The sequence below is a fragment of the Microcoleus sp. D3_18a_C4 genome, assembly GCF_036702415.1.
Taxonomy (GTDB): Bacteria; Cyanobacteriota; Cyanobacteriia; order Cyanobacteriales; family Microcoleaceae; genus Microcoleus.
The window spans coordinates 1-25,628 of the sequence record NZ_JAUBTI010000094.1 but is presented as its reverse complement, the minus strand read 5'-3'; the positions used below and the strand labels follow the sequence as shown (position 1 = coordinate 25,628).

The 25,628-nt window shown below is 47.3% G+C and carries 28 protein-coding genes and 1 tRNA gene; 10 read left to right on the top strand and 19 right to left on the bottom strand.

Annotated elements, in window-relative coordinates; genetic code table 11:
- Positions 1 to 144 precede the first annotated feature (144 nt).
- The 3 genes from QUB16_RS27015 to QUB16_RS27005 all read right to left on the bottom strand — a co-directional run bounded on the left by QUB16_RS27015 (position 145) and on the right by QUB16_RS27005 (position 4,762).
- Positions 145 to 702 (bottom strand): single-stranded DNA-binding protein, encoded by a 558-nt coding sequence (locus QUB16_RS27015; RefSeq protein WP_333320926.1) that lies wholly within the window; start codon positions 700 to 702, stop codon positions 145 to 147.
- A gap of 46 nt (positions 703 to 748) precedes the next feature.
- Complete coding sequence (locus tag QUB16_RS27010; protein ID WP_333143060.1) at positions 749 to 1,783, bottom strand: RRXRR domain-containing protein; 1,035 nt, start codon at positions 1,781 to 1,783, stop codon at positions 749 to 751.
- Positions 1,784 to 2,218: 435 nt separating this feature from the next.
- Positions 2,219 to 4,762 (bottom strand): mannose-1-phosphate guanyltransferase, encoded by a 2,544-nt coding sequence (locus QUB16_RS27005; protein ID WP_333320924.1) that lies wholly within the window; start codon positions 4,760 to 4,762, stop codon positions 2,219 to 2,221.
- Between the two features lie 710 nt (positions 4,763 to 5,472).
- Here QUB16_RS27005 and QUB16_RS27000 point away from each other — a divergent pair.
- The gene (locus tag QUB16_RS27000; RefSeq protein WP_333320922.1) at positions 5,473 to 5,670 is read left to right on the top strand and encodes a hypothetical protein; all 198 of its coding nucleotides are present in this window, start codon (positions 5,473 to 5,475) and stop codon (positions 5,668 to 5,670) included.
- Between the two features lie 7 nt (positions 5,671 to 5,677).
- Positions 5,678 to 6,415 (top strand): class I SAM-dependent methyltransferase, encoded by a 738-nt coding sequence (locus tag QUB16_RS26995; protein WP_333320920.1) that lies wholly within the window; start codon positions 5,678 to 5,680, stop codon positions 6,413 to 6,415.
- Positions 6,416 to 6,660: 245 nt separating this feature from the next.
- Here the strand turns inward: QUB16_RS26995 and QUB16_RS26990 are convergent, their stop codons facing one another.
- Both QUB16_RS26990 and QUB16_RS26985 read right to left on the bottom strand, forming a co-directional pair.
- Positions 6,661 to 8,394: a hypothetical protein gene (locus QUB16_RS26990; RefSeq protein WP_333320918.1), complete on the bottom strand. Its 1,734-nt coding sequence runs from the start codon at positions 8,392 to 8,394 to the stop codon at positions 6,661 to 6,663.
- A 658-nt stretch (positions 8,395 to 9,052) separates the two neighbouring features.
- Complete coding sequence (locus QUB16_RS26985; RefSeq protein WP_006633478.1) at positions 9,053 to 9,532, bottom strand: NUDIX domain-containing protein; 480 nt, start codon at positions 9,530 to 9,532, stop codon at positions 9,053 to 9,055.
- A 152-nt stretch (positions 9,533 to 9,684) separates the two neighbouring features.
- Here QUB16_RS26985 and QUB16_RS26980 point away from each other — a divergent pair, with 152 nt between their 5' ends.
- Positions 9,685 to 10,386, top strand: coding sequence for an alpha/beta fold hydrolase (locus tag QUB16_RS26980; protein ID WP_333320917.1), 702 nt, complete (start codon positions 9,685 to 9,687; stop codon positions 10,384 to 10,386).
- A 490-nt stretch (positions 10,387 to 10,876) separates the two neighbouring features.
- Positions 10,877 to 11,095, top strand: a complete 219-nt coding sequence (locus tag QUB16_RS26975; protein ID WP_333320915.1) for a type II toxin-antitoxin system Phd/YefM family antitoxin — start codon at positions 10,877 to 10,879, stop codon at positions 11,093 to 11,095.
- A 50-nt stretch (positions 11,096 to 11,145) separates the two neighbouring features.
- Here the strand turns inward: QUB16_RS26975 and QUB16_RS26970 are convergent, their stop codons facing one another.
- The 5 genes from QUB16_RS26970 to QUB16_RS26950 all read right to left on the bottom strand — a co-directional run bounded on the left by QUB16_RS26970 (position 11,146) and on the right by QUB16_RS26950 (position 12,628).
- Positions 11,146 to 11,406 carry a hypothetical protein gene (locus QUB16_RS26970; RefSeq protein WP_333320913.1) on the bottom strand — a complete coding sequence of 87 codons (261 nt, stop codon included), beginning with the start codon at positions 11,404 to 11,406 and terminating at the stop codon, positions 11,146 to 11,148.
- A gap of 35 nt (positions 11,407 to 11,441) precedes the next feature.
- The gene (locus QUB16_RS26965) at positions 11,442 to 11,750 is read right to left on the bottom strand and encodes a flavoredoxin (protein WP_333320911.1); all 309 of its coding nucleotides are present in this window, start codon (positions 11,748 to 11,750) and stop codon (positions 11,442 to 11,444) included.
- An 80-nt stretch (positions 11,751 to 11,830) separates the two neighbouring features.
- Positions 11,831 to 11,959, bottom strand: a complete 129-nt coding sequence (locus QUB16_RS26960) for a hypothetical protein (protein ID WP_333320909.1) — start codon at positions 11,957 to 11,959, stop codon at positions 11,831 to 11,833.
- Complete coding sequence (locus QUB16_RS26955) at positions 11,956 to 12,375, bottom strand: hypothetical protein (RefSeq protein ID WP_333143073.1); 420 nt, start codon at positions 12,373 to 12,375, stop codon at positions 11,956 to 11,958. The genes QUB16_RS26960 and QUB16_RS26955 overlap by 4 nt, the downstream gene beginning before the upstream one ends.
- Complete coding sequence (locus tag QUB16_RS26950; RefSeq protein ID WP_333143074.1) at positions 12,368 to 12,628, bottom strand: hypothetical protein; 261 nt, start codon at positions 12,626 to 12,628, stop codon at positions 12,368 to 12,370. The genes QUB16_RS26955 and QUB16_RS26950 overlap by 8 nt, the downstream gene beginning before the upstream one ends.
- Before the next feature lie 427 nt (positions 12,629 to 13,055).
- On the opposite strand from QUB16_RS26950, the gene QUB16_RS26945 reads away from it, so the two are divergent.
- Both QUB16_RS26945 and QUB16_RS26940 read left to right on the top strand, forming a co-directional pair.
- Complete coding sequence (locus tag QUB16_RS26945; protein ID WP_333320907.1) at positions 13,056 to 13,286, top strand: type II toxin-antitoxin system Phd/YefM family antitoxin; 231 nt, start codon at positions 13,056 to 13,058, stop codon at positions 13,284 to 13,286.
- Positions 13,283 to 13,432: a hypothetical protein gene (locus QUB16_RS26940; RefSeq protein WP_333246965.1), complete on the top strand. Its 150-nt coding sequence runs from the start codon at positions 13,283 to 13,285 to the stop codon at positions 13,430 to 13,432. The genes QUB16_RS26945 and QUB16_RS26940 overlap by 4 nt, the downstream gene beginning before the upstream one ends.
- Here the strand turns inward: QUB16_RS26940 and QUB16_RS26935 are convergent.
- The gene (locus QUB16_RS26935) at positions 13,429 to 14,160 is read right to left on the bottom strand and encodes a DUF4352 domain-containing protein (RefSeq protein WP_333320905.1); all 732 of its coding nucleotides are present in this window, start codon (positions 14,158 to 14,160) and stop codon (positions 13,429 to 13,431) included. The genes QUB16_RS26940 and QUB16_RS26935 overlap by 4 nt on opposite strands.
- A 299-nt stretch (positions 14,161 to 14,459) precedes the next feature.
- On the opposite strand from QUB16_RS26935, the gene QUB16_RS26930 reads away from it, so the two are divergent.
- Positions 14,460 to 15,836 carry an NB-ARC domain-containing protein gene (locus tag QUB16_RS26930; RefSeq protein ID WP_333320903.1) on the top strand — a complete coding sequence of 459 codons (1,377 nt, stop codon included), beginning with the start codon at positions 14,460 to 14,462 and terminating at the stop codon, positions 15,834 to 15,836.
- A complete protein-coding gene (locus QUB16_RS26925) occupies positions 15,827 to 15,967 on the top strand; it encodes a hypothetical protein (protein WP_333320901.1) in 141 nt (46 codons plus the stop codon). Before QUB16_RS26930 ends, QUB16_RS26925 begins: the two co-directional genes overlap by 10 nt.
- 26 nt (positions 15,968 to 15,993) lie before the next feature.
- Here QUB16_RS26925 and QUB16_RS26920 read toward each other — a convergent pair whose 3' ends face one another.
- A complete protein-coding gene (locus QUB16_RS26920; protein ID WP_333320899.1) occupies positions 15,994 to 16,947 on the bottom strand; it encodes a nucleotidyl transferase AbiEii/AbiGii toxin family protein in 954 nt (317 codons plus the stop codon).
- 2 nt (positions 16,948 to 16,949) lie between these two features.
- On the bottom strand, positions 16,950 to 17,666 hold the full coding sequence (locus QUB16_RS26915; RefSeq protein ID WP_333320897.1) for a DUF6088 family protein: 717 nt from the start codon (positions 17,664 to 17,666) through the stop codon (positions 16,950 to 16,952).
- Between the two features lie 139 nt (positions 17,667 to 17,805).
- On the opposite strand from QUB16_RS26915, the gene QUB16_RS26910 reads away from it, so the two are divergent.
- The gene (locus QUB16_RS26910) at positions 17,806 to 18,318 is read left to right on the top strand and encodes a DUF433 domain-containing protein (protein ID WP_333320895.1); all 513 of its coding nucleotides are present in this window, start codon (positions 17,806 to 17,808) and stop codon (positions 18,316 to 18,318) included.
- 45 nt (positions 18,319 to 18,363) lie between these two features.
- On the opposite strand, the gene QUB16_RS26905 is transcribed toward QUB16_RS26910, so the two are convergent.
- The 6 genes from QUB16_RS26905 to QUB16_RS26880 all read right to left on the bottom strand — a co-directional run bounded on the left by QUB16_RS26905 (position 18,364) and on the right by QUB16_RS26880 (position 23,976).
- Entirely contained in the window at positions 18,364 to 19,002 is a 639-nt protein-coding gene (locus QUB16_RS26905; RefSeq protein WP_333320893.1) for a type I restriction endonuclease, read from the bottom strand.
- A gap of 312 nt (positions 19,003 to 19,314) precedes the next feature.
- The gene (fba, locus tag QUB16_RS26900; protein ID WP_006633469.1) at positions 19,315 to 20,394 is read right to left on the bottom strand and encodes a class II fructose-bisphosphate aldolase; all 1,080 of its coding nucleotides are present in this window, start codon (positions 20,392 to 20,394) and stop codon (positions 19,315 to 19,317) included.
- 193 nt (positions 20,395 to 20,587) lie between these two features.
- A tRNA-Lys gene (locus QUB16_RS26895) sits at positions 20,588 to 20,659 on the bottom strand.
- Between the two features lie 67 nt (positions 20,660 to 20,726).
- Positions 20,727 to 21,596 carry an aldose epimerase family protein gene (locus QUB16_RS26890; RefSeq protein ID WP_445251170.1) on the bottom strand — a complete coding sequence of 290 codons (870 nt, stop codon included), beginning with the start codon at positions 21,594 to 21,596 and terminating at the stop codon, positions 20,727 to 20,729.
- Positions 21,597 to 21,729: 133 nt separating this feature from the next.
- The gene (locus tag QUB16_RS26885) at positions 21,730 to 23,808 is read right to left on the bottom strand and encodes a CapA family protein (protein ID WP_333320889.1); all 2,079 of its coding nucleotides are present in this window, start codon (positions 23,806 to 23,808) and stop codon (positions 21,730 to 21,732) included.
- 12 nt (positions 23,809 to 23,820) lie between these two features.
- Complete coding sequence (locus tag QUB16_RS26880) at positions 23,821 to 23,976, bottom strand: hypothetical protein (RefSeq protein WP_158307982.1); 156 nt, start codon at positions 23,974 to 23,976, stop codon at positions 23,821 to 23,823.
- Positions 23,977 to 25,041: 1,065 nt separating this feature from the next.
- On the opposite strand from QUB16_RS26880, the gene QUB16_RS26875 reads away from it, so the two are divergent.
- Positions 25,042 to 25,353: a DUF6679 family protein gene (locus QUB16_RS26875; RefSeq protein WP_006633466.1), complete on the top strand. Its 312-nt coding sequence runs from the start codon at positions 25,042 to 25,044 to the stop codon at positions 25,351 to 25,353.
- Positions 25,354 to 25,628 lie beyond the last annotated feature (275 nt).

Here is a 25,628-nt window from a genome sequence, read left to right as displayed (position 1 = left end):
TATTGTACAATACGCGAGCGGGGACGCTCGCACTACAATAAAAAAAATGCTTTTTACAAAACTGAGATGCTCCCATAAAGGTGCGTCACTTTCGATCGAACGGCGAAGTTTTGCGATCGCTCGTAAAGTGATGCACCCTAATTTTTAAAATGGAATCGGATCGTAATCGGGATTGTCAGCTTCGTTAGACGAACCCGACTGGCGATCGGACTCAGAATTTGAAGACTGATGCGAGTTCCAATCCGAACTAGACGTGCGGTTAGGGCCGCTTGGAGCGCTGTTAGAACTGCGGTTCCGCGAGCCTAAAGGTACTACATTGCTTGGCACATTAGCCGGGGCGGTGTCGCGAATTTGAGCCGGTTCGGGGGCGGTTCTAGTTGGGGGAGTCGAACTCATTGCATCAGCCCCGACACTGTAAATCCTTTGAGCTGTCAGTTCAGCGCGCTTTTCTTTGATACCATCTATTTCGATCGTATTCATGCCCAGCCGCCCCTCAATAATCACGCGATCGCCCTCGTGATATTTCTCGTGAATTTCTTGAGCCAAATTGCCCCATCCTATCACCTTCAAACGTTCGGGCGGATCTTCAGGTTTTGGGCCTGGAAACTGCACCAGCATTTCAGCGATTGGAACTTGATTTTCAGGAGTATAACGGAGTTGCGGTTGTTGAGTTATTTCCGCCATCAAAATGCAGCTATTCATCAGAAAAATGGGTGTGAAACCCCGTCCTTATAGGACGGCTTTACAATTAATTTGCAATGCGCCACGAGTTGTAAGACAAAAACTTACAATCCGCAGACAACGCATTTTGACACAACCGTTTGCCAGTACCTAAGCTGTGCAAACTAATTGTTTTCCGAGTTGGGTCTTTCTTCGTAGGCGACTCTTGCCAGCCACCTACGTAGCAAAACCCATACTTTCGGTGTTTGACGATTGAACCGCGTTTGAATCCCGCACTCAAAGTGCCGCCATACCTCGAACGGATGTGACCCGGAGCGTGTTGCAATCGGTGTAACTGGCGTCTGTGAAACTCAAGAGGAATTACTTCTATCAATGCAGTGTTATCGGGTTTAAAATGCCCCCCAACGCACCAGTTAGCTAGCACCCAAGAATCAACGCAGTGTGCCTCAAATTTGTTTGATAGCTTCTGCTTTGACTTGAGGAGTTCACTCAATTGACGTAATTCATAAGTATCATTGCCCGTCTTAGTTTCAACACGAGCGATTTTCTCAAGCTCTGCATAGAACCATTGCTTGCCTACTCCTAGCGGACTAAACGATACATTCCACTTGCGTGCGTTTTTCCAGGTTCGGGCTTTGATATCTTCTACAACGAAAGTTGATATTGGGAACATCAAAGTCAGCCATTTAGCTATCCTTAATTTCCACTGCCACCTCGCCTTAGTTGATGGAGGCAGTCGATATTTGTTGACCAGTCGGTTGGCTCGGTTTTTGCGGCATGGCGTGTTGCGAAAACGCCTGGCGCGCCGCATATTTCGCCTGATCTCAACATGGTCTTTCACCCAATCAACAGCATGGGTTTGAATGTTGAGATAAGTATGCGCTTTGGATTTAACCGTAAACGCTTCTCGCTTCGATCCGGGATCGATACCAACTGCAATTGGTTGGCGGTGCGTGTTGGATGGTTCTATGTTGAGTCGAACGCAAAACACTCCTTTTTTCCAAAATGGTGTCGCCTTGCCCGACTTAATCCAACGCTTTGCCCTGCTTGGAGTTGTCGGCATTAAGGGTCTGTTTTCGCTATCTAAGACTGGAACAAACATTTACGGTAAGTCCTATTTCTAGGTTTGTATTTCCCTTCGCCACTGGCACATCCGAGCGGTTAAAAACTAGGGAGGTATTCTTAACGTCAGTTGGGATACCACTCCCAGATGGCTCAGTTTGTCTTGAAGACGCAGGCTAGACACTGTTTTAGTCTTGAATTAAGAAGCGGGTGTTGCTCCCTCTTTCAAGCCCCATCCCTTTTAGGGTGGGGTTAGTGACCTGTTATCTGTGCGTAATTGGGAATTGGGCATCGGGAAGTGGGAATTGGGCATCGGGAATTGGGAATTGGCCCGCGCAGGGACTTCGGGATTGGGAATTGGGCATGAACTTTCAAGTAAAAAGGTAAAACTTAAAATAACGCATTTTATTTTTTTACTTTTGCATTACCAATTCCCCATTGCCAATGCCCTGTTTGGCCAATGCCCAATTCCCGATTACACGTTACCAAATTTATCTTGGAGAACCGCCGCCTCGGCTTGACTGACAAAATCGTGAACGAGGGCACGGTACTCCTTCAACGTTTCAGATACCCAATCTCGATCCTCACTGTTGGCGAAGATATGAACGGTCGGTTCACTAGCATCGGGTAAAACTAATACCCAATTGTCGTCGCTGTAGTTAAAAATCTTCACTCCATCTAATAATTCTAAACGATCGGGCGAATGAGTTTCTACTAAATGTCGCATCAGCGAACCCTTGATAGTCCAAGGACAGCGGACGCTGTAACTGCGGTGGGTGATGCGGGGAAGTTCCGCCTTGATCTGTCCGAGCGATCGCTCCTGAATCGTCATCATTTCTATCACTTTAGCAATGCAGAACATTCCGTCAAATCCGGGATGCAACTGCGGGAAAATAAAACCCATAAGGCCGCTGCCGCCCAAAACCACATTCGGGTTCCTGTTAGCGGCTTCCATCAAAGCAGTTGGGTTCGCCTTCGTGCGGATTACCTTGCTTTGATAGCGTCGGGCGATCGCCTCCACCGCAGAAGACGCATGCACCGGCACTACTACTGTACCTTTGGGATGAGAAGTCAGCATCAAATTTACCATCAACGCCGTCAGCATTTCGCCGCGAATCGCTATCCCAGACTCATCTACCAAAATGAGCTGTTCGCCGTTAGCCGATACCTGCACTCCAAAATTAGCGCTGAGTGCTTTCACCACCCGGCCGAGTTGGTCAAGCAAATATTCCCGTTCCCCGTTGCTTAGAGAAGTCTGTTTGAGACTGGCATTGAGCACCACCGCATCGCAGCCGAACTTGGCGAGCATTTGCGGCAAAATTGCTCCAGAAACCGCGTAAACGTAATCGATTACCACCTTAGAATTGCTGTAGCGTATTGCCTCAACATTCATCTGCCGCTCAAAAATGCGGTTGTAAACATCGAGAGCTTGGTTAAAGTACGTCATCTCTCCAATTTCGGGAATTAGAGCACGCCGCAAATCTTCCTTAAAATAAGCCCCCTCGATTTTTTTCTCAGCTCCTTTTGTAATATTGATGCCTTTGATATCGAAGAATTCAATTAAAATGTGGTCGGAGCGATCGGGCGAAATGCGAACGTGAATGCCGCCAGCAATTGATATCGTAGACGAAACCGTGCGCGCGATCGGAATAGCCGTCGATTCCAAATTGACCACATTAATTCCCACCGACATCAAACCCGCAATCAAAGACCTCGAAACCATCCGCGAAATGCTCCGCTGGTCACGAGAAACCGATACCGCAGTCCCGGGTTTCAAAGTCGAGCCATAAGCCGCGCCCAATTTCACTGCAAATTCCGGGGTAACATCCACATTTGCCAGTCCTTGAACGCCACGCTGACCGAACAAATTCCGCTTAGCTTGTTCTCCCCAAATTAAATTTTGATTTAACAGAGCGCCGGATTCAATATTTTTGCTCGGCCAGACGCGGACGCTTGGCCCCACTTGTGCTTCTTCTCCCACGATGGACATTGAACCGACGACAGCACCTTCTAGGACGTGAGCGCGCCTGTCTACGCGGGTGCTCCGGCAAATCACGCAGGCCCTAAGATGAGCGTCTTCGCCGACAATTGCTCCGTTCCAGACGATGGGACGTTTGAGGTTAGCGTCGGCCCCGACAGTCACGTTATCTCCGATCACAGTACCTGCATCGATTTTAACTCGGGCTCCAATCCGGCAATTGCTGCCGATCATGACCGGTACTTCGACGATCGCGCTATCGTCAATAAAAGTATTCTGACCTACCCAAAGTCCCGATCGAACTTCGTTGTAGTAGGTCAAATCCAGTTTGACCTTTCCCCGCAGCGCGTCGTACTGAGATTCCCGGTAAACATCTAGCTGGCCGACATCGCACCAGTAACCTTCGGCGATGTACCCGTACATCGGCTCGTTTTTTTCCAGTAGCAGGGGAAACAAGTCTTTCGAGAAGTCGCACTCCTGATGTGTCGGCAGGTAATCCAAGACTTCGGGTTCTAAAATATAAATGCCGGTATTGATAGTATCGGAGAAAATTTCGCTGCTAGAAGGCTTTTCCAGAAAGCGACTGATGCGGTAATTTTCCTCGGTAATCACGACCCCGAATTCCATCGGGTTGGGAACGCGAGTTAAAATTAACGTGGCTTTGGATTGCTGACTGCGGTGAAATTTGATCGCTGCGGTTAAGTCGAAGTCTGTGATGCTGTCGCCGCTGATGACCAGAAAAGTGCGATCGAGCAATTCAGCAATATTTTTGACGCAACCAGCCGTACCCAGCGGTTGGTCTTCCTCCACAGCGTAAGTCATTTGAACGCCAAACTCTGCCCCGTCAGTAAAATATTCGCGCATGACATCGGGAAGGTAGTGCAGCGTGGCAATAATTTCCGTAATCTGATGCCTTTTTAGCAAATTAATAATGTGTTCTGCGATCGGGCGATTCAGAATCGGCACCATCGGTTTGGGCAAATCGCACGTCAGGGGTCTGAGCCTCGTTCCCGATCCCCCAGCCATCAGCACTGCACGCATAAAATCCTCCTTGCTTAGAAAGCTCTCTACCGCTATTGTCCGCTAGAAAAAGTTTGCCTGCTGTAATTCGTCGGCCGCGAGCTATCAGTTCTTAGTTAATTATCTTTGAGTAGTGACACGTCTGGGAAATCCCGTTGGGCTTGGCCGTCCCCCAACAGCAACCGATTTCAACCGAATTAGAACTTGCCGCATCGCACCAATCCCCCGGTCGAGCTCGGATTTGTAGGGGATGTTGGGTGATACTTATATCTTGCACCATTCTCAATTAGCCTTTTAGGAACAGGCTTTCCGGCCTGTTCCACAAAGAGTAGATTTTCTTGTGGAACAGGCCGGAAAGCCTGTTCTTGAGAATGGTGCAAGATGTGAGGTAATACCAGTTAAAAAAAAAGAATGCAACTGTAGGCCGGTGCTCTAAACCCTTATCTCATCAGTCATTCCCAATTCTTTAATTCTTAAATTCTTCCATCTAAAATGGTGTAAGTCCTCAGAACGATCGACTTTTGGCAGAAGTCCCTTCTTGCTTGCTCGGTGAAAGCTATTTCGGGGGTGTTATTTTTAAGTTTGTGGCCAGCGGGGATTTTGAAGTCTCTTTCTGAAGGTGGAATTACTACGACTATCGGTGCGCCTTGGCGTCTGATAAATGATAGATTAAGAGTAGCGATGCAGGCTCGCTGACTCAAAATCCAATCAGTCGCTTAGGGGGTTATTTGATGGAACCGTTAATTGGATTGGTGTTGGTAGCCGCTTACGGCGGCGGTATTTGGAAATTTTGGAATGGTTTCGATCGCACTAACTTCGATCGAAGTTTTACAAATCGCCTGAAGCTCTCGCTGCTCTGGCCCGCGTTAATTTTTAATAAGCCTTACCGCCAAAACTTTACAAAAGCTCTCAAAGCTTCTAAAAGGTAATTCAAGAATGTCTAAAAAGTCCGATCGCCCAGTCGCTGGCCAGGAGCAGACTTGGTTTGCTAAAGGAAAATCAGATAGCTGGCAAGTTTTACTGTCGCAAGTCGCTTCTCGGTTCGATCGCGAATACCGAGGAGAAGCTTTCGCTTTACCAGAAGAAGTCGAAGCAATGCCGATTTTCCTAGAATCAGTTGCAGGAACTCTCCAAGAAAAAACAGTTTCTCCCTTCTGGAAAATTGCCAAACCTCAAAAAAATCAGCGCTGTTTAGACATTGGCTGCGGAGTCAGCTTTCTCATCTACCCTTGGCGGGATTGGGAAGCCTATTTTTACGGTCAAGAAATCAGCAGCGCAGCGCGAGACGCCTTAAACGCTCGCGGCCCTCAGCTCAATTCTAAGCTGTTCAAAGGCGTCGAATGGGCCCCCGCTCACCAGTTAAATTACGAAGAGGCTCAGTTCGATTTATGCCTCGCTACAGGCTTTAGCTGTTACTATCCCATAGACTATTGGAGTATTGTCATGGGAGAAGTAAAGCGGGTATTAAAACCGGGTGGTCATTTTGTTTTTGATGTCCTCAACCCCAATGCTCCTTTAGCAGAAGATTGGGCAATTTTGGAAACTTATCGAGCCGGAGAAGTATTTTTAGAGACAATAGAAGATTGGGAAAAAATGATTAAAGCTGCGGGCGCTAAGGTAGTAAAAAAGCAAAGTGGCGACTTATTTCAAATGTATAAAGTTGAATACAATTGAGAGGTTAAGGGGAATAGGTAATTAGTTTTGTAGTCAAAATTTCACTCGTCCCAAGCCTGGTCGGGCGGACGAAAAACAACTTGATTCTTAGTAGATAAAGTAGGGTGCGTCAGCCCGTAGAAATTAGTTAGAGAAGCAACAAATATTCAAGCTGACGCACCCTACTAACTACTAACTCACAATAGTGAAGCAAGCAGATTGGATATTACCCATTTTCATAGCGATTGCCAATTACCGATGCCCAATTAATTTTCGGTAGCCGTAGGAGATGGCGCTGCTTCCGGCGAAGGCGACACTTCCGGGGCAGGAGATGGCGACACTTCGGCGGCAGGAGATGGCGCTGCTTCCGGCGACGGTGACACTTCCGGGGCAGGAGATGGCGCAGCTTCCGGCTGCGGAGACTCTTCGGCGGCAGGAGATGGCGCGGCTTCCGGCTGCGGAGACTCTTCGGCGGCAGGAGATGGCGCGGCTTCCGGCTGCGGGGACTCTTCGGCGGGTTGCGGTTGAGGAGAAGGCGACTGTTCTGCGGCTGGTTTCGGTTCAGGCGAGGGCGACGGTTGAGCCGCGGGTTTGGGTGCGGGCGGCGACGGTTGGGCCCCTGGCTGTGGTTTGTTTGAGGGGGCCGGCGGCTTCTCAAACTGCGGTTTCACTTCAGTAGGCGCTGGGGAAGGTGGCTGGCCTGTTGGTCTACTGGGCGCTGTCGGCGCGGGCGCGGGCTGCAGCTGGCCTGGTGGGTTGGGCCTGGTTGGGGTGACAGGAATGCCACTACAAAGTTTTTCGTCGTACTTAAACTCGACAGTCAGTTGGTAAAGCTTGTGCGTGCTGGCTGCTTCAAATGTTAGAGAAGGGCTAATAATCGCAATTTTAGCCGCATTATCGAGAATGCCGTAACCCGTGGGGACGATCGGCTGTGGCTCGGCCTTGAGCAAGCCTTGAGGGCTGACAACTGCTCCAAAAACTGCTCTTCCTTGGAGTTTTTGCGAGCAAGCTGTTACCGGATAAGGGACAGGCACAGGAGTCGGGCCCGTCGTTTCCAAGTCAGGATAAGCCTTTTTGAATTTCTCAAACAAAGCAACATAGGTCTCTCCAGCCGCCAGCAGTGTCTCTCTGTCGGTGGGTAAGTTTGAACCCGGTTGACCGGACTGTCCTAGCTGTCGCTGTCCCTCTTCAAATTGTTGCCTCCTGATTCTTTCTTCGGGAGTTTCTGCGATGAGATTCCTTTTATTGGGATCTTTTTGAGTCAATTTTGGTACTCCATCGGGTCCCACATTCCTGCCAATTGGGAATTCCGGGGTAAAGACTGGAGCTCCGTCTGGAAATAGTGGGAGTCCGCCTCTACTGGCTATGATCTTTCTGAGCGCCTCTGCTTCATCTTCCGAGCCTGCGCCGGGAATCTGGGGCGCTTCTGACAGCGATGGTGGTGGCGGGATATTGCGATCGAAATTACCAGGTAAGGGTGGGAAAAGCAAACCGCTGGGAGGTACGGGTGGGACGAAAGTGGGTATTGGCTGGGAGGGGGCTCTGACTATTGGGGATGGAGTTGTGGGAGGTGGCGGGGCTGTTGGGGCCGTGAAGGGCGGGAGAGGGGAAGGAGGGAGAGGGGAAAAGAATCCAGGAGGCGGCATTCCCGGCGGCATGGCGGGCAAGTTGATGGTATCAGGTGCGGGGGGCAAGGGCGGGGCTAACTTTGGCGCTGGCCGAAGGGGAACTGGTGCGATCGAAAATGGCGTAAACGGCGTATTAGACGGTTTCGGTGGTATGGTTTGTGGCAGGCGGCTGACTTCTGCAGGAGTTAGTTCTACTAAGCCGACAGAACCGGGGATATTTTTTGAGGAATTTCCACCATAAAGTATGTTTGAGAGCGTCGGGGCGGTTGCTCCGAGGACTCCGTGCAGGCCCACAGAAGCTAGGGCTGCCCACCAAAAAGGCTGGCGCAGCGGTTCGGAAAGGGTGTTGGCTAGGGAGGAAGAGTCAGTCATTTAAATTTTAGATTTTAGATTTTAGATTTTAGATTGGGGGATTGGGAGATTGTTAGATTTTAGATTTTAGATTGGGGGATTGGGGGATTGTTAGATTTTAGATTGGGGGATTGGGGGATTGAGTGATTGGGGGATTGGTAATTTATATTGTTGTGGTTGTGATTGAGTGTGAATTCGTTTTAATGAGGAGAGGTTGGGAATTCAAAGGTATAATTTTAGCACGATCGCCCTCGCAGTTGCCCGATCGACTTTTATTGAGATTTCGCGACCCTCACATCAAGCACTCAAGCCGAGAAACCCGGTTTTTTTGCTGGTTCAACGCTGTTATAGCAACCGCCAATAGGGTGAGGAGGTTGTTAATTGCTGAAACCATTGTTTTTCTTGCCTAATGCCTTGGGCCGAATCCTATACGCGGTTGATCAGGTATTGTTGAGAATGGTGAGCAGGGCGTCAGGCGGGCCGGACTGGGGCGATGGAGAAAACAGACTGCGCCGCTGCTATACCGTCTTTTTCCGGGATCTGGATCGCCCCTAATTTATTAAACACGATCGAGCAAACGGATCGACCCCTGTTTCCAATTCGGTTACACAACCGGATTCATCCGTGGAAGTAATTATTCAATCCAAAATCCAAAATCCAAAATCCCAAATCGATGGATTCACCAGCGATAGCGGTAATTTTTAAAAGGAGCCCCCTCGATGGTGAGCAAGTCGATGGGATAAATTGGAGCGCCGCTTGCCATATATTGAAACATTTCCCGAACTTCCTCTCCCCGTAGAGACAACTGGTCTAATTCCTTGAGAGAATACCAGCCAGCGCACAAAGTATGCTCATCCGGCTTACTCTTGGGCGGGGTCTTATCTTGTGGACGAGCCACAAAAATGACTCGGAGGCGCACATTGCCCCTAGGCATCACTGTGTGCTCTACCCGGAGAATTCCCTCAACGATGATGGAAATGCCCGCTTCCTCAAGGGTATTACGCATAGCAGCTTCGAGCAAAGTCTCCCCTTTTTCCACTCGCCCTGCTGGGAGATACCACTGCTGCTCGTACTTGCGCTCTTGTACCAGTAGAAAACGGTCTTCTAAGTGAACGACAACTAGGGTAAAATACCATGTTTGAATCGGCTCGCGAGCCATAGAAGTAGATATTCCCTAAGCAAAAGGTTAAACGAGCGGCAGATGTTAGGAATCCAAAGGATGCTTCGGCAAGCGTCTTTGAACTTGAAAAACAGATCGTAGCACTCCGACCGCAAAATCTAAAATCTAGAATCTAAAATCTAAAATTGACAATGCCATTACCAACCGTGATTTTACCAGGATATTTTGCTGCTGCTTCCGACTATCGCGAATTAGAAAAATCTCTGGTCGATCGAGGTTTCCCAACAGTAACAGTGCCTCTGGGCAAGGGAGATTGGTTGCCGACTTTTGGCGGGCGGTCGATGGTGCCAATTTTGCGACAGCTCGATCGCACGGTCAAACAAATGTTACAGCAATACGGCGTTCCCCAGATCAATCTCGTCGGTCATTCCGCCGGCGGCTGGATTTCTCGCATCTATTTGGGCGAAAAGCCTTACACCATTCACGGCGACGTGCTTGAGGATGCGGGTTTGTGGGAAGCTCACCGTTATGTGAATACTTTAATCACTTTAGGCACGCCGCACGTCTCTCAAGAGCGCTGGACGCGCAAAAATCTAGATTTTGTCAAAATTCATTATCCGGGGGCTTTTCACCCGCAGGTGCGCTACGTGTGCGCTGCTGGGAAGGCTGTTTTTGGCAAGCGCGGTTTAGGGACTTGGCTGGCTTATAAAAGTTACGAGTTGACGGTGGGGAAAGGCGAAACTTGGGGAGATGGAATTACGCCGGTGGAAGCTGCTGTTTTGGATGGGGCCGAAAATCTGGTGTTGGAGGGGGTTTGGCATTCGCCTCGTTCTCCGGGGAAGTGGTACGGTTCCCCGGAGGTTTTGCCGACTTGGATTGGGTATTTGCGTTAGAAACGAACCGCGAAGACGCGAAGGACGCGAAGGAAGAAGGAGAAGGTTGAAGGGGCGGATTTAGTTAGAATTTGAAGGAGCGAGTTTAGTGCGGCAAAACTCGCCCCCGCGATGCTATGTTTGCTTTAATTTTTATCGCTAACTGAAGAGAGTGAAAAAATATTTTATGTGGCATCATCGGTAAGATTCAAAAGTCAGGGCGAACCACACAATCAAATTCTACGTTTGCTGGGGTGGAATTGGGCGACAATGCTACTGTGCGCTTGGACGCAGATAACGAATTTCAGCCGGATGCTTTGTTGAGAATTGATGCGGGAGGTTGATCGCAAATTAGGGATGATGATTATGTGCGATCGCACTCGGTAGAATCATCGCAGTGTTTGGTATTTGGTGCGAGGGGCGATCGATCTTTTTTCACTCAAGCATCGCTTTCCGTCTAATCCTCGCATTATCATAGTAGAAATAGAATAAGATTGTGAAAGGTGAACAAATGGCACAAATTACCACTACTGAATTACCTCAAACCCTCCAGACTCTACTTATAGAGGTCGAGCGTACCAAAACCCCTTTAACCGTCATCCATGAAGGAAAAGCATTAGCGATTATTTATCCTGCTACCACCCAAGCTCCACGCCCCACCTTTGGTGCAATGAAAGGAAGCGGTGAAATATTAGGAGATTTAGTTGCTCCTGTCGCCGAACTGTGGTAAGTTTTGGAATGAAACTTTTACTTGATACCCGCATTTAGCGAGCGATCGCACTAGACTGTCGCTTGAACAAGCATATCCTCTACTTGCCTAATTTGCTTCCAATCAATTACTGCAACCCAAAGAATTTCCTCTTCGGAATATTGCACTACGCCATCGACTTCTAACTCTTCGTCATACAATGCTAAAAATTTGCCATCTTCCAACTTAATATTTTGGCAACTCAACTCTTCAATCGTACCAACGCAATTTAGGCGAAGGCGACCCTCCTCATCCGCATTATGAAAATCTGCAAAGATTCTGGGATATTTCATATTTTTACTTTACTGAGGATGATTGTTGTGATGGATTAGGAATCGTTGGTGTCAGCAGCAGACTTGCTTGTTCTGGTGTTAAGCCAGTTAATTTTGCATGATTTGGGCAACTGCTGCGAAGTACGGATGACATCTCCATCGGACGATCGAACCTCACCCACTGTCGTCACACCAACTTGTCCATGAGGGATTGTCACTGCTAACTCTGCTACAGATAATCCTACTGCACATTCTACAGAAATTCCCGTGATGCCGCTGGGGTGAGTTGCCGTGCTGCGTTTAATATCTTCTGGGCGATTACGACCGCCACGAACTACTAAGGCCTCGTTTGGAATTCTGTCCACAAGTGTAGGCTGTTTGATTTAAGTACGCGCTATACTTTAGCAGAAATCTTTGTCCATAGGGCGATCGATCTTTTTTTAACTCAAGCATCGCACTCCGTAGAATCATCGCAGTGTTTGGTATTTGGTGCGAGGGGCGATCGCCCTTTCATTTTAGGCGATATCTCATCAGAAACAAGAAAGGGCGATCGCATATTGCTTAAACAATTCATTTTTCTCTTGGGTAAAGCTCAAAAGCTAACTCGTGACGAAAAAAACAGACATTAAACTCTGAGAAAAAGTTGAGGTGTCCAAGGATTACAGGTGCATCTGTCGAACGAGTCCAAGCGAATGCCAGCAAGAGCGACGAAAACTGAGCAACTGTAGCCGAAAGAACCAATCCCCGCGCCTCACTGTGAGCCAAATTCCCACTCAATTGAATAGGAACGGTTTGCTGTTCCCATGTTGCCCCTAGTTGTAGACCAATCTGATAAGGCAAAACGTTGACACTTGCACCCGTATCCAACAATGCCATCACTTCTACGGAGTTGCTGCCGTTGGAGAGAGTGATTGGCAAATATGGCATGATACTCGATCGCCCAAGGCTATCAATTCGCTCTATAAATGGAAATCGCTGACTATTAAGCATGAGCTGATTCTTGGGCGGCAAGTAGAAGTTCTGATAATGCTTGAACTGATTCTCGATCGGCCTGTGGAGACCATACAACTGCACTCGTTGATGCTAGTTGATTCAAAAGTATATTTTCTGAATTAGTATCTTCAGCCAATTCTAGGCTGCATCCTTGTTCCTTGGCAACTGCAAGTAGGAGAAAGTGAATGAGTCGCAGTTTATCTTGATGAGATAATTGATCGACGCTGGGTAAAAGCTCGCTGAGAGGCATATCGCTTGTTTAAGATTACATACATTTATTTTAGCCTTTAAACTCGTGTTTTAATGGCGATCTGCCTTTCTTTTGCTGGGGCGATTCCCTATGGGATAGCTACGCTTCACGCCCTGTGTGCAACCATCGCACTTTAAGATTGTGGAAATGGATAAGATTGTAAGTGGAAAAAGAGGTTGGGTAACACGAGTGTCAACGGAATAGGCAAGATGGGCGATCGCCCTTTCATTTTAGGCGATCGGTCATCAGAAACAAGAAAGGGCGATCGCTCTTTATGATTGGTGAGGCGATCGCACTCTGTACAATCATCGCAGTGTTTGGTATTTGGTGTGAGGGGCTATCGCTTTTTTTTCCCTCAAGCATCGCTTTCCGTCTAATCCTCGCATTATCATAGTAGAAATAGAATAAGATTGTGAAAGGTGAATAAATGGCACAAATTACCACGACTGAATTACCTCAAACCCTCCAGACTCTACTTATAGAGGTCGAACGTACCAAAACCCCCCTCACCATCATCCATGAAGGGAAACCATTAGTGATTATCTATCCTGCCACTACCCAAACCCTACGCCCTGTGTTTGGCACAATGAAAGGAAGCGGTGAAATATTAGGAGATTTAATTGCTCCTGTCGCCGAACTATGGGAAGTTTTAGAATGAAACTTTTACTCGATACCCACATTTGGCTTTGGTATTTACTCGGCGATCAGCGCCTATCACTTCAACTTCAAACCGCGATCGCCGATCCTTATACTGAACTTTGGCTGAGTCCAATTAGCATTTGGGCTACGAAAAAAGCAAGCTAGTTAATGGCGATCTGCTTACCATTAACTGTTAATTTAAAATCCGCAGCATCACTGGCGACGCGAAATATTTTAACAGCCTCGGTAATTTGTCCTGGAAATAACTGATTACTAGACTCTTCTCTGCCATTTCCCTTAAGCCATTCCTTAATAGTTAAGGTTTCTGAGAAGTCATTAATCTCGTCATATTTCCGCCCCAGGCTATCAATCAACTGGTAATTTGACCATGCCATACTACCAGATTCTTGTCCTGTGTTTTTAATTTTTAGCTCAACCATAACAAGTTGACCGCCTTGTGCTTCTACTGGCTTGAAAAAACTATTATTAGGAGCAATGCGATCTATTGTTTCAATACTATCTACTTGAACCGCCCGATTACCTCTCACATTAATCCAAGTTTCTGTTTCAACAGGTGTCGAAGCTAGTGTAGTTTCTTGAATTTTGGGTGCATAGCTGGATGTTGTAGAAGAGACGGAATAGTCTGTCCTATAGGCGCTATCTTCAGCGGTAGCAGAAGATAATGTACCCAAACCAATCCCAACAATAATAACGCTGGTAACGCCATAACGTTTTAAAACTCTCATTCGAGTTTGCGGTTTTTTATCGTCAAGAACTATACGGGGGTTAAATAACCCAATAATCAAAGCAAACGGAGAAAAAATGAAATAAATACCAACCGCGAGAGCGAGAAGACCCAGAAGGAAATAGAATACTAATTGCACAATTTCCATGACACTTACCTCCATATACTTGTTGTGGCAACCCTGGATACCTTATAAACTTTGATGTCTAACCATCCGTTGTTTACAGAATACGCAGGAATTTATTCTTAAATACTTATTCTATTCTGTTTTATATCTTCAACGTTTGTCTACAAAAAAAATGTTCTATTTTGTCGCCACTTTGTCGCCAATTTCACTCTGTTTAATCTAATTTTGTACAAAAAGGTAATAAAATGTACGAAAATGTACGAAAATGTTGGCAGTTATGAGCTACAATAATACACAAAACTCTCGCATCTCCCTGCCAGATGAATCTTAAAGAAATGTTAAATGTCGCCGATCGCATAGTTTTCGAGAAAACAGGTCAGCACCTTGACGATTTACAAGCAGCGGTACTGCGGGGAACTCTACAACGCGAGACATACAAAGAAATAGCAAAAGATTTTAACTGTTCTGAAAGTCGCATCAGGGAAATCGGATCGGAATTATGGCAATTACTTTCAGAGGAGTTTGGGGAAAAAGTCAGTAAATCGAATTTTCGCTCCACAATGGAGAGGTTGCAAAACTCTAATGTTGTAAACTTTGCACAAGATGTTGTAGTGAGCAGTATTTTCAACATTTGCGGACAAGCTAGACACCCACCAGAACTACCAAACTCACAGCCACCAGATCAGGAAACAGCTAACCCAAAACAAATTAAAACTCTACATCAAGATTTAAGCGAAATGCCAGAGTTGGGCGATTTCTTCGATCGCGCTCCCGAACTCCAAACCCTCACCACCTGGATTCTACAACAACGCTGTCGGCTTATCTCCCTCACCGGCATCAGCGGTATCGGCAAAACCACCCTAGCAGTGCAACTCGTACAACAAATTAAAGACGAGTTTGAGTACGCAGTTTGGTACACACTAGACCAATTCCCCACCATAGACAAATTTCAATCAAACCTAATACAGCTTTTTTCCCCTTCCGAAAAACAAGATTCATCCCCAACAAACCAAAAACGCTTACCGCTGATTAAGTATTTACAAAACCATCGCTGTTTAATCGTCTTAGATGACGTTCACAACCTTTTCTGTAGGGGAGAATTGGCAGGAAAATATAAACCCGAATCCGAAGAATATCGCACTTTATTCAAACAAATAGAAAAATTATCCCATCAAAGCTGCTTTATGTTAATCGGTTGGGAACAACCGAGAGAAGTGACTCAAGTTAAAAACCAAAATACTTCCCTTCGCACCTTACAAGTCAAAGGTTTAGACATCGCCGCCGCACGGGAAATACTCAGAGATTATGGGTTAGAAGAAAGCGACAACAGTGAAGCACTCATTCATCGTTACCAAGGCAACCCCCTATGGTTAAAAAGCGTGGCGAATCTGATTCAAGACTTGGGTGGAGGCGTGACAGAGTTATTACCAAATGATACTATATTGTTGCCGGAAGATTTGAAAGATGTTTTACAGCAGCAGTTCGATCGCCTATCGGAACTAGAAAAACAAGTAATCTCCTTGTTAGCGAAAGAAAGCCAGCCAATCAACCGGGCAAAATTGCTAGAAAATGAGATAATTCCGGCTTCAGATTTGCTAAATGCGCTGCAATCTCTATCGCGGCGCTGCTTGATAGAACAACAAGCAAATTTTTACACTCTGCCGCCAGTAATCAGGGAATATATCAAATGGTTATAACTCACATCTTGCACCATTCTCAAGAACAGGCTTTTCGGCCTGTTCCACAAAGAGTGAATTTTCTTGGGGAACAGGCCGAAAAGCCTGTTCCTAAAAAGCTTATTGAGAATGGTGCAATATCTCAGTTATAACCAACGATATGCTTCAGGCTCAACAGTCAAAGCCGATCGCGAACTTCTTCAAAACAAGCTTCAATTTCCCCCCATGATGGATAATTTCCATAGCAGAGTCTACCGCACTGCTGTTCGTATTCTCTAGCAATAGTTTGACGCAGTTCTCCTGTTGGGAAGAGAGCCGAACTGTTGGAAAATTTCATCGCTGACGGCGGCTGATAATCTGGGAAGTGTTCGCGGCTAATGCGATCGCAATCCTCTTTAATCTGGCTGTATTCCTCAGTTTGGAACATTTGGCGCACTTCGGACTTTTGAGCTAAACAAAACAGGTCATAATAATGTCTGGCGTATGTCCCAATTGATTGCCCATCCTGCTGAATCTTCACTACTTTAGAGTGAATTGCAAACAGCTTCTCAACAAAGGTGCGCCGAAAGTCCAGCAATAGCATAGAGAAAGGCAATTCATCTTCAGTATCAAGACTCTGCCCAATTTCACGCAGAAATTCAGCCACATAGGAAGACAGTTGTACAGTCTGCGTAGGATAAGTGCCGCTGCGAGTTCCCATTTCTAAGAATACACGATTGGCGATCGCCTGATTGCCCGAAAATTGCTGAGTGTAGCTGAAATAGCTATTGCGAAAAACCCCCCGCTTCCGCTTGGACGAATCAGGTTCTAGCGTCAAAGCAGGATGCTCTCCCACAGCACTTTCGATTGCTGCTAATTCTTTATCAATTCTGTTTGCACCAAGGGGAGGAACGAATGCCTGTTTGTTCAAAAACAGATCGATATCCTCCGAGAATCGTTCTATCAGTTTCCACCCCTTCGAGAGGCTGGTTCCGCCTTTAAAAATGACTTGAGTACGCCACTGATTCGCCACAATTCGCAGCGCCGAGGTGACATAGTAATCTTTCTCGATGAATTGTTCAGTGAGTCCAAAGCGATCGAAATGTTCCCTAGCTGCGATGACAGCATCGCGGAAATCAGGATGTTCAAACATTTTCACTCGGCTTGCCACTCCTTGGCATAACTCAGATTGCTGAAGTTACCAAAATCAAACCGAGAGACTGGATTTAGGCTTTTTCGGAGTTTTTCTAGCTCTTTAACACTCTTTCTGAGTTCCTGTCCGATCGCACCCAGCATAGCTCGTACTCGCGGCGGTTCCGCATCTGCAACTGCAAGCAAACGTTCAAAGCGAGATCCTTCTCGAAAATAGTCTAGCAACCTTTGCTTAGTCTCCGTCAGAGACAACTCGCTCAACTTACCCCTAGACCTTAAAAAATCAAGCATTGCTGCATCAGTTGCTTCTAAGCGATTCCAAGTTTCAGGTCTGCGAGTGTGGATTCGGGCGCGAGAACCAATTATAGTGCGGGGGACACTGTTGGCTGAGGTAGCAAATTCACCTTGAATTGCGTTTTGAGTGGTAAACCCCAATAAATTAGCCGCACTCAGTCCAGCCGGATGCAAGTTTTGTTTTGTCAGCAGTTTTTGGATATCGCTTGGAGAGGGACGACTGCGACCAAATCGAGTCGGGCGCGATCGATAGTATAGTCCTTTGCTGACTCGCTCCAAAATTCCGTTTTCCGCCATTCGGGAAAGTGCTTTGCTGACCGCAGTTGACGGCAGGTTAGAAAAGTCAGAGTGCCGCCAATAGCCTTCTCCCCGTTCCTCAATCTGTCTGCGAATTAACTCTGCTGTGTTGACTTGAGTCCTTTTCATCCCTTGAATCTTAGGTCAGGGTTTTAATCCCATTATTCTCACCACTTTCTAAATTGTCAAGTTTTTGTGGAAAAAAACTTGACAAATAACCGGAACCATCTGCTGCGTTATAGTACCAGAGAAGATTTCAAAGCTTGAGTTGTGCAAGCAAGCGTATGGGGAGGGCGATCGCCCGTGCAGTGTAATTGATACAACCATTGCTTGCATTCCCCGCGCTTCATTCAAATTACTAGAAGTGGCAAGGGGCGATCGGGTAAATGGGGCGATCGGTTCGATAGAATCATCGGTAGTCGCAATTCCATTGTTTGCCATGACGCTGAAAGAATTAGAGCCTCAACTCCTGGCACTCTCTGACGACGAAAAAGCTCAAGTCGTTCAACTCCTATCTCAAGGTAAAATCACTCCTTGGCGCGGTATTGAAAAAACGCCTGATGTTTGTGGCGGGAGTGCCTGCATTGCTGGAACTCGCATCACCGTTTGGGGACTTGTAGAAGCTCGTCGCATTGGCTATAGCGAAGCCGAGTTACTCACAAGCTATCGATTACTCTCTGCCACTGATATTGCTAACGCTTGGGCTTATGCTGAAGCCTTTCCCGATGAAATTGAAACAGAAATTCGGGAAAACAATGAAGTGATGGACGAGGATTTGTAGCAGATGGCACGTCTCTATGCCGATGAGCAATACCTTCACCTTAACTTAGACGGTAGTGATGCCTTGCCCTAAATGCTTCAAGACTTGAAAAGCCGATCGCAATTCACTTCGCACAGTATAAATCGAAAATGCCCGCGATAACCCGTATTCGGCTGTAGGTTGAGCCCTGAGTTTCACAAACAACACATCATCGCCATTCGTCAACATACCAAATCTCGGTTTATCCAAATCAGGATTTGCCATCATGTATGCTAATGCTTGGGGTAATGCCGATCGCGTCGAAATCGTAGTCTTCTTACACTCCAAAACCATTACCCAAAGCTGCCAAGGCAAAATCAAGATATCAATTCGTCCGCGCAGGGTTTCTTCCCCATCATCGATCGCAATTTCGATAGCAGCTTCAGCCTTCATCCTGAAAGGTGGATCGTAGAATCCAGCCAGTTCTAACAAAGGTGATGCCACCAGCAAAGTCACTGCCCCTTCTAACAATTCTCCATCGGCCCTATGATATAGCAATCTGCGTCGTAGCGTATCCAAAGCAGTCTGTTCAGAATCGCTGAGACTTGGCAATTGGGTTTGCCACTCTGTAAAAAAAGCCTCATCCTCAGTTCGGCTCAAATTCAACCTTGATTCAGCCTCAGCAAGGCTTTTAATAGCTTCTGTAACTGCAATAACCTTTGCCATTCGTTCACCTTTGATTCAAACGGTTGAATTTCCAAGAAAAATTAGCTTCATTGTCAGCAAAAATAGGGAAACTGCTATAGCGATCGCAGTTTTCAATATCATATGAATTCCGGTTGAATTGGAATGATTAAACCGCAGAGGACACAGAGAACACAGAGTCAGAGAACAGAGAGATGAATAATTCCTATGCTACCGGATTTGATATCACTTCTATTGATTTGTGTCCAAAAACAAAAACCGGGCAACTTCAAAGCTACCCGGCAATCATAACTTTAGACTTCAGACAAATCTAAAATCTAAAACCTAAAATTCTTAAACAGCTACAGTCTTCTTAGCAGAAGAGCTCAATTCGCCCTTAGCATACTTAGCTGCAAAATCGTCCAAAGACACTTGCTTAATCTTTGTACCGTGACCGGCGCAACCGAAAGAGTTGTAGCGATCGCTACAAACCTTCTGCATATACTTGATCGACGGCTTCAAGAAGTGGCGGGGATCAAACTCATCGGGCTTGGCAAACAAAGCTTCGCGCACCGCAGCGGTAATCGCCAAACGGTTGTCAGTATCGATATTGATCTTACGAACGCCGCACTTGATGCCCTTTTGGATTTCTTCCACAGGTACGCCGTAGGTTTCGCGGATTTTGCCGCCGTTGCTGTTGATGATTTCCAACAATTCTTGGGGCACAGAAGATGAACCGTGCATTACCAAGTGAGTATTCGGCAAGCGGCGGTGAATTTCTTCAATGCGGCTGATTGCCAAAATTTCGCCAGTCGGCTTGCGAGTGAACTTGTAAGCGCCGTGAGAAGTGCCGATCGCAACTGCTAGAGCATCAACGCCGGTTTGCTCAACGAAATCCACAGCTTGTTCAGGATCTGTCAGCAACTGATCGTGAGAAAGCGCACCTTCAAAGCCGTGGCCGTCTTCTGCTTCGCCCATCCCTGTTTCCAGAGAACCCAAGCAACCCAGTTCGCCTTCAACGCTAACGCCGATCGAATGAGCAACATTCACCACATCGCGAGTAACTTGAACGTTGTACTCGTAGCTGGCGGGAGTCTTAGCATCCGCTTCCAGAGAACCGTCCATCATCACGCTGGTGAAACCTTGGCGCATGGCAGAATAGCAAGTGCCGGGGGCATTGCCGTGGTCTTGGTGCATGGAAATGGGAATGTGAGGATAGGTTTCAACTGCTGCCAAAATCAAGTGGCGCAGGAAATTTTCGCCAGCGTAGGAGCGAGCGCCGCGAGAAGCTTGCAGAATCACAGGGCTGTTGGTTTCGTCAGCAGCGCGCATGATCGCTTGGATTTGCTCCATGTTGTTGACGTTGTAAGCCGGTAGGCCGTAACCATTTTCAGCCGCGTGGTCGAGCAGCAATCGCATAGGTACAAGCGCCATAGATATTCCTCCTAATTATTTGTGATTTTTGGGCAGTGAATTTTGGACAAGCTCAATTCTTACGATAATATTAAGACAATTTGCGACCGATCGCGCACTATCTTTCCAGATTTACTAAAAAGTTCAAAAAACAAAATTTTGAGTTCCGAGCATTCAGCTCAAAACTCAAAATTTTTAACTCACAAATTTTTTATGGGTCGCCCGGGATTTGAACCCGAGACCAATCGGTTAAAAGCCGAATGCTCTACCGCTGAGCTAGCGACCCGCGAAAACATTGTTACCGCACACAATTTCTAATAGTAGCACCCCTCATTTGAAATAGCAAGTGTTTTTTAAATAAAATTTGCAGTCATGCGAACCAGCATCTCGCAAGTCGCGCCGGGGGGCAAATAAATCAAGTGTTCGCCAGTGTTGAGGGCATTTCGAGGAGCAGTCCAAGGTTCCAAACAGTAAAAATCCTTGCCCTTCACCATCCAGAAAACCAACTTCCCATAGCTGGAGTTGTAACTGACGGTCAGCCGCAAGCCGCTCGCCGCGTCAGTGACAGTAGCAGCAAGACCAGTGAGCTCGTCAAAGGAAACATCAATTTCATCCAGCGTCGGGTCAAAAACCCCGGTGAAATAACCCTTTTGGTGGGTGTTCTGATCTCTGTACTGCATCCCCGGAATCTCAAAGCGGAGCTTAGATTTGTCCGTCGCCAAAAAGTAGGGGTGCAAACCACTAGAAAACGGCATGGGTTCGTCAGACAGATTGGTGTATCGCTGAAAAATTTCCAAAGAATTGCCTTTAATCTGATAAGTGAAGGCTAGTTGGAAATCAAAGGGATAAACAGCCAGCGTCTTGTCGCTGCTATTGAGAATCAGCGTAATAGCGGCGCAACCCTCCGTAACTTGTTCGCCTATTGTCCAAGGCAAGTCACGAGCAAAGCCGTGCTGTTTGAGCTTACGCTCCACTCCCTTGTGGGTGTAAGTATTGTCGGGGAGATTGCTGCAGATGGGAAACAGGATGGGAATCCCGCCACGTACAGTTAGATCGGGATTGGCGAACCGTTCCGCGTCCAAGTAGAAGATTTCTTTGCCTTCAACCAGCCAGCTAGTGGCAATACCGCCCCGTTCCGGCACAACTTCTAGAGTAGAGTTAGCGGTTTCGTCGGAGAGGATATAGGTTTTGTACTGCTTTTGCTTGAGCGCGATCGCAAACACATTTGTCATCGGTAGTAGGTCATTGATCATTGGTTGTCAGTAAATCGATCGTTAATAATTGGTCGCTAGTATGTTGATGTTCACCCATTACCGCCCCTATCCTCCCCGGCATCCTCGCTCCGGCCGCCACCGGCTAACCAATGCTCCTAGCTATAGGGGGCAGGGCGATCCGCTGCTTGGAGCGGTTGCTGCTGGTAGCTGGAACGATCGCTGAGGTCGGCTGCCCTTTGAGTGCGACTTCAAAAGATACAGCCCGAGTGCGGGGAAGATAGCTTTGGGGACTCGGCACGGCTCCTTGACTGGGAGATGGGGGCGAAATAAACGGTTCTTTGATGAATGGCTCTTTTGTAAACGGATCTGGTTCCCGGCTGGGATTTTGAGGTTGAGTGGGGTAGATGCGCGGCGGCAAATTTTGATTCGGAGGTGGGTTTGATTCAATTGCAGGCCCCGTCCCGTTCGGGAAAAATGAGGAGTTGTCCGGCTGTTGGGGCGCAGCGGGCAAAGCCGGCAAAATCAAAGTAGGTTTGGGTTGTCCGGGGCCTTGCTGATTGCTTTCACCGGAGGCTCCCCCGGAACCTCGCCCGGGCTGGTATGTACCGCTCTTGGCTGCTCCTGGCAAGGTCGAATTTGGAGTTTTTGATGCCGATCCTGGCTGGACTAGGGCTTCGAGAACTACAGAAGATGGCATCGGTCGATCGAAAATACTAGAAATTTGCTCGACGCGTTTGAGGATTCGATCTGCCGCCGCTCCCTTCACCACCTTCGGCTGAAACTTTTTCACCTCCACAGGCAGAAACTCTACCTTCATATTCCTGTCTTTGAGCGATACTTTCAGGACGGCGGTATCGTAATCCCTGCGAGCATTCGGGCCGAATATAAAATTACCCAGCGAGTAAACTATCGGGCGGCCCTTATAAATTTCTGCACCTTGCAGTACCTGGGGATGGTGTCCCACTACCAAATCAGCTCCTTGGTCGATCGTGAACCGAGCCAAATCAATCTGCCAGTCCCCCGGATAATCTGCCAATTCGACTCCCCAGTGGTAATTAACAATAATCCAGTCTACCTGACCCCTAAGAGCTCGAATATCCTCGGCCACGCGATTGTTGCGGCGGGGGTTAGTGCCGGCTTTCCCTTGGTCGGCGACGTTAAGCTCGGCATCGTAATAACCGAGGTAGGCAATCCGCTGACCCTTAACTTCAATAATATCTGGACGCCTCGCTTCTTTAATATCTCTGCCGGCCCCCAGGTGTTGAATCCCACTATTATCTAGAGTATTCATAGTCTCCACCAGCCCCGGTTCCTCGTAATCCATAGCGCGGCTATTTGCCAGATTGACAATATCTACTCCTCCGGCTGTTAATACTTTCACCGATTCGGGATCGGCTTTAAAATTTAATTGTTTTTTGCCAGAGCCCAATGTAGAGCGAGTCAGGGAGTTTTCTAGGTTAACCATCGCCACATCTGCTTGCCGATACTCGTCCATATTGGCGAAAGCCCATTGGTGATCGTTGGCAGCAGATGCTCCAAGCGCATCCGATAGATTCACATTTCCTCCGAACATCAGCGTTACTGTTGGGTCGTAAGGATTAGCAACTTGCTTTTGCTGTACTACTGGTATTACTTCTAAGGCTGCTTGCACCGTATCCGCACGTTTTGGAGGCGGCCCCGAAATTACAGCAGTTTGCTGGTAGCCGGATACTGGAGATCCTAACTGCAGGGTCAGAGCTTCGTGGTAGCTGACCCAACACCCTAAAATAAATGAGGCAAGTGCCGAGCCCACTAGCAGCAGAGAACGATACGTTTTAAATTTAACCCAATCGACTACCGGTAGGGAACGGTAACGCCGCCGCTGGCGGTTTGCCGGAGTCACAATTCGCACTGACTGTTTCCAGAGAATGTCTGCATCCCCAGCCAAGCGCGCGTGAATTCGCACTCCTTGTACTGCTGGCGAGTTTAGTCTCCAGAGTTGGTGGCAAATAAATTTGACTAAGCCTTCCCGGATAGTGCTCCCCAGTAAGGTAGTATCTGGCGCAAATTCGCGCTGGAATTCTACGATGATTTGGACGCAGCCGGCCTGAGCCTGTTCGACGCGGGCATAAATCCCTTCGGGGCGCAGCAAGCTGTCAATCCAGTAATTCAGGGCTTGAAAGTTGCCCGATCGCGCTAGCTCCAAGATAGACGGCTGCGACCAATTTTCTGCGTACACCATCAATTAGCCTCCTTAATACGCACGAGCGATGACTCCAATTTGTTTTGAACGGAACCGCAATTCTTTTAGCTTAACCGCCACAGGTTCCGCTGCCCGTTTTGAAGCTAGTTGTTGGCCGCCACCATTTTCTACATTTAGGGGCTGCCTGCTGTCAGTGATTTTTATCACACTCCGAACAATCGATTTGAGATTTGAGATTTGAGATTTGAGATTGAGTTCACATAGGGTACTGGGGGCTAGAAATAACCTCCGAACACTCTTGTTTCTGGGGGACTTGAGGCAGAAAAGAGGGAGATATCTGAGGCAGAGTCTGTTTTTATTGTCGCTGTTTGAGTGTCGCTTTAGAGCTTTCGCTTGGAGATTTGAGATTTGAGATTGAGCCTTGACGGCGTTAGCGGGCGATCGAACAATCGATTTTAAATTTTAGATTTGAGATTTTAGATTGAGTTCATAGGGGGTACTGGGGGCTAGAAATAACCTGCAAACACTCTTGTTTCTGGGGGAGTTGAGGCATAAGAGAGCGAGATATCTGAGGCAGAGTCTGTTTTTATTGTCGCTGTTTGAGTGTCGCTTTAGAGCTTTCGCTTCGAGATTTGAGATTTGAGATTGAGCCTTGACGGCGTTAGCGGGCGATCGAACAATCGATTTTAGATTTTAGATTTTAGATTTTAGATTGAGTTCAAAGGGGTTAGTGGACTATCGAACAAACGTCGCAACAAGAGGTTTCTGGGGGACTTGAGGCAGAAGAGAGGAAGATTTCTGAGGCAGAGTCTGTTTTTATTGTGGCTGTTTGAGTGTCGCTTTAGAGCTTTCGCTTCGAGATTTGAGATTTGAGATTGAGCCTTGACGGCGTTAGTGGGCGATCGAACAAACGTCGAAACACTCTTGTTTCTGGGGGACTTGAGGCAAAAGAGAGCGAGATTTTTGAGGCAGAGTCTGTTGTTATTGTCGCTGTTAATCGCGTGCCGTCGTCAAGTCCTAATGCTCGGATCTATGCTGGCAAATGCCTCTCACGAGGGATGCCACTGACTGGAAAACCTGTAATTGGATAAATGGCGTACTCGATAGATTTGGTGGTAAAATCAAATTTGGTAACTCCCATCGGTACAAAAGTTGCGGAAAACGTGAAACTGGCCAGTCCATACGGCTGTGCCTTCCGATGTAAAACCCAAAGTACGTTACGGTAAACAGACCATATTTTAAGCAAGTTACACTGCGCAGGAGAACTGACAAATGCTACAGCGCAAAATCTATCAACTCTGTTGTGATGGTCGTGAGGTTTCTATTTTTCTTCGAGATCAGCAACGTTGGATAGAGCGCGCTCGTATCCTAGATATTGAAGGGGATCTAGTCACGCTGCGCTACGAAACCGACGAAGAAGACGAAATCAGCTCATGGGAAGAAATGGTGCGTCTTGAAAGTATTGGAGCTGTATCCCAGAAGTTGGCTTCGGTATCCCGAACTAACTGCGAACCCCTAGTTTCTGACGATTGTCCCGAAGCCGAACAAATTCGCAATCACTACCCGGACTCGAATTTGGAATAGTTTTGAGCTCGCGCTTGAGGCAGAAGGAAAACTTGGGGGAAAAGAAAACGGCTTTTCTCCCTTTTTTGTGGAGAAATTATGCAAAAAACCCAGTTTAGGCCAAAAATATTCTGGGTTGTTACCCCATAAGCTATTTTGCCTTTAAATTTAAGCTTGATGGCGGGAGTTCCTGCTCAACCCCTACTCCCCACAAGAGCGTAAGGAATGAGAATTAAATAACTTCCACTCTTGAAAGTGGGATGGGCGTCCCGCCCGTCCAAAAAGGACGGGCGGGA